The sequence below is a fragment of the Saccharomonospora azurea NA-128 genome (assembly GCF_000231055.2).
Lineage (GTDB): Bacteria > Actinomycetota > Actinomycetes > Mycobacteriales > Pseudonocardiaceae > Saccharomonospora > Saccharomonospora azurea.
Genome location: NZ_CM001466.1, coordinates 1,186,748 through 1,189,458, shown reverse-complemented (window position 1 = coordinate 1,189,458; position 2,711 = coordinate 1,186,748). Strand labels below are relative to the sequence as shown.

4 protein-coding genes and 1 pseudogene are annotated in these 2,711 nt (G+C 69.9%); 2 read left to right on the top strand and 3 right to left on the bottom strand.

The window, feature by feature from the left end; genetic code table 11:
• The coding region (locus SACAZDRAFT_RS23705) for an FAD-dependent oxidoreductase (protein ID WP_005439379.1) at window positions 1–554 on the top strand (554 nt) is incomplete at its 5' end.
• Between the two features lie 4 nt (window positions 555–558).
• Window positions 559–1,251, top strand: coding sequence for a hydrogen peroxide-dependent heme synthase (hemQ, locus tag SACAZDRAFT_RS05310; RefSeq protein WP_005439378.1), 693 nt, complete (start codon window positions 559–561; stop codon window positions 1,249–1,251).
• Between the two features lie 47 nt (window positions 1,252–1,298).
• Here hemQ and msrB read toward each other — a convergent pair whose 3' ends face one another.
• From msrB to SACAZDRAFT_RS23170, 3 genes and pseudogenes are all read right to left on the bottom strand, one after another.
• Window positions 1,299–1,724: a peptide-methionine (R)-S-oxide reductase MsrB gene (gene msrB / locus SACAZDRAFT_RS05305; RefSeq protein ID WP_005439377.1), complete on the bottom strand. Its 426-nt coding sequence runs from the start codon at window positions 1,722–1,724 to the stop codon at window positions 1,299–1,301.
• A 10-nt stretch (window positions 1,725–1,734) separates the two neighbouring features.
• Window positions 1,735–2,034, bottom strand: a complete 300-nt coding sequence (locus SACAZDRAFT_RS05300; protein WP_005439376.1) for a hypothetical protein — start codon at window positions 2,032–2,034, stop codon at window positions 1,735–1,737.
• 45 nt (window positions 2,035–2,079) lie between these two features.
• Window positions 2,080–2,711 (bottom strand): annotated as a pseudogene (locus tag SACAZDRAFT_RS23170) (serine/threonine protein kinase); the annotation flags it as partial.

The window sequence follows — 2,711 nt, the reverse complement described above, 5'->3', positions numbered from 1 at the left end:
CGAGCCGGTTGCTGGCCACCGTCGCTCCCGACGCCGCCGCCGCGTACGCCGAGATGGAACTCGCCTCGATGGCGGTGGTCGCGCTCGCGTTGCCGCCCGGCACCGAGCTGCCGCCGTCGTCCGGCGTGCTCATCGGTGAGCGTGAGCGTCGGTCCGACGGCAGGCCGTTCACGGCGAAGGCGTTCACGTTCTCGGCCAGGAAGTGGGCGCACCACGGTGAGCCGGGACAGCCCGTGTTCGTCCGGGGTTCCGTCGGCCGGTTCGGCGACACCGGCACGCTGCAGGTCAGCGACGACGAACTGCTCGCGCGCGTGCGTTCCGACCTGGCGGAGCTGACGGGGGTCACGGCCGACCCCGTGGACAGCTACGTGCAGCGCTGGGGCGGTGGACTGCCGCAGTACGGCGTGGGCCACCTCGACCGCGTCGCGCGTATCGAGAAGGCCGTGGCCGAGCTCGACGGGCTGGCGGTCGCGGGTGCGGCGCTGCGCGGTGTGGGCGTGCCCGCATGTGTGGCCACCGGAACAGCCGCGGCACGTCGAGTGGTGGGACGATAGAGCCATGGCGCGGTTGAACTACGACGAACTGAACAACACCATCCGCTACACGGCCTGGTCCGTATTCCGGGTCGAGCCGGGCAAGCTCGGCGACGACCGGGGGCAGGCGGCTTCGGAGACCACCGACTACCTCGACGCTCTCGAGGGCAAGGGCGTGGTCGTGCGCGGCGTCTACGACGTCTCGGGCCTGCGGGCCGACGCCGACTACATGATCTGGTGGCACGCCGAGGAGGCCGAGCAGGTGCAGGCCGCCTACACCGGCTTCCGCCGCACACCGCTGGGCCGCGCGTCGACGCCGGTGTGGAGCCAGTTCGCCCTGCACCGCCCCGCGGAGTTCAACAAGAGCCACATCCCCGCTTTCCTCGCGGGAGAGGAAGCGCGCAAGTACGTGTGCGTGTACCCGTTCGTGCGCTCCTACGAGTGGTACCTGCTGCCGGACGAGGAACGGCGCAAGATGCTCGCCGACCACGGCAAGGAGGCTCGCGACTACCCGGACGTGCGGGCGAACACGGTGGCGTCCTTCGCTCTCGGCGACTACGAGTGGATCCTCGCCTTCGAGGCCGACGAGCTGCACCGCATCCTCGACCTGATGCGGCACCTGCGGGCAACCGAGGCACGCAGGCACGTGCGCGTCGAGACGCCGTTCTACACGGGGACGCGGGTCGAGCCGAGCGAGCTGGTGCTCAACCTGCCCTGACGTCCGCGCCGCGCCCGATCCGAGACGGTCGGGCGCGGGCCGCGTCGTCAGTCTTCGGTGCTGACCAGCCGCAGGGCGATCGAGTTGATGCAGTACCGCTGGTCGGTCGGCGTGCCGTAGCCCTCGCCCTCGAAGACGTGCCCGAGGTGGCTGTGGCAGGCCGCGCACAGCACCTCCGTGCGCACCATCCCGAGCGAGCGGTCCTCGCGGAGAATCACGGCGTCGGAGTCGGCCGGGTCGTAGAACGAGGGCCAACCGCAGTGGCTCTCGAACTTGGTGTCGCTGCGGAACAACTCGGCCCCGCACGCCCGGCATTCGTACACGCCCGTCGTCTTGGTGTCGTTGTACTCACCGGTGAACGGGCGTTCGGTGGCGGCCTGCCTCAGAACCGCGTACTCCTCCGGGCTGAGCTGTGCGCGCCATTCCTGCTCGGTCTTGACGACCTTCGGTGTCGATTGGGTGCCGGGCTCCATGTCTCCCAGGCTACCCCCCGAGCCAGGCGAGGAGATCGACGACGATGTCCCATGCGCTGAAGAGCACGCCGATCAGAATCAGGCACACGACGAGCGCGGCGACCCACCAGCGCAGGCCGCCCGCGCGGTTGCTGCCCTCGGCGAAGTCGGCGACACCGCGCAGCGAGCCCTCGATGGTGAACGTCGGATCGCACCGCTGCATGCGGTCCAGATGCTCGGCGAACGCCTGCGCCTCCGGGTCGTCCGGGTCGAGCCCGACGAGGTCGTCGTCGAAGCGGGGATGCCGCTCGGATCCCGGGTTCTCGGCCATGGTTTCCACGGTAGGACAACCCCGCCCGCTGTCACAGGGCAAGGGTCAGAGCTGTTGGTTCGATTCCGGGCGCGGATCGCCGTCGAGCTTCATCGTGCCGTCCTGCACGAGTACGCGCATGTAGATCGGCTGCAGGCCGCTGCCGAAGTCCACGTTGACGACCATGTTGAGCGAACCGTCCGGGTTCTTCTCGTTGCCTTCGACCGCGGTCGCTCGGCGGACGTTCTTGACCGTGTGATTGGCCCAGTACGCGGCGTACTCTTCCTGGCTGCCGAAGTACTTCTGCTGGGCGTGCGGGGTCAGCATGTTCCAGTGGGCTTCCGGCCCCTGCCCGTTGTCGTAGTAGTAGTCGACGAGGAGGTCGCCCGCCTTCCCGTACTGCGTGATGTCAGCCTCGGAGCTCGGCGGAGGCGGTGCGCTCGGGCTGCTCTGCGTGGGGCGGGTCACCGAGGTGTTCTCGCCCGCCCGCGCGTCCTCGTCGTCGCCGCCTTCGCTGGTGAGGACGATCACGAGTCCGGCCGCGACGACGAGCACGACCGCGGCGACAGCACCGAACACGAGGTTCTTCCGCGAACCGCCGTTCGACGACGGCTCTGGCGCGGGGGCGTTCGACGCCACCGCGGTGGCGGGCCGGGGCGCCGGCGGAGCCGGTTCGGGCGAGGCCTCGCGGCGCCACG

What these genes read in the sequence shown, in the direction of transcription:
- hemQ (WP_005439378.1), top strand. Translation starts at nt 559, where the DNA reads ATGGCGCGGTTGAACTACGACGAACTGAACAACACCATCCGCTACACG.
- msrB (WP_005439377.1), bottom strand. Translation starts at nt 1,724, where the DNA reads ATGGAGCCCGGCACCCAATCGACACCGAAGGTCGTCAAGACCGAGCAG.
- SACAZDRAFT_RS05300 (WP_005439376.1), bottom strand. Translation starts at nt 2,034, where the DNA reads ATGGCCGAGAACCCGGGATCCGAGCGGCATCCCCGCTTCGACGACGAC.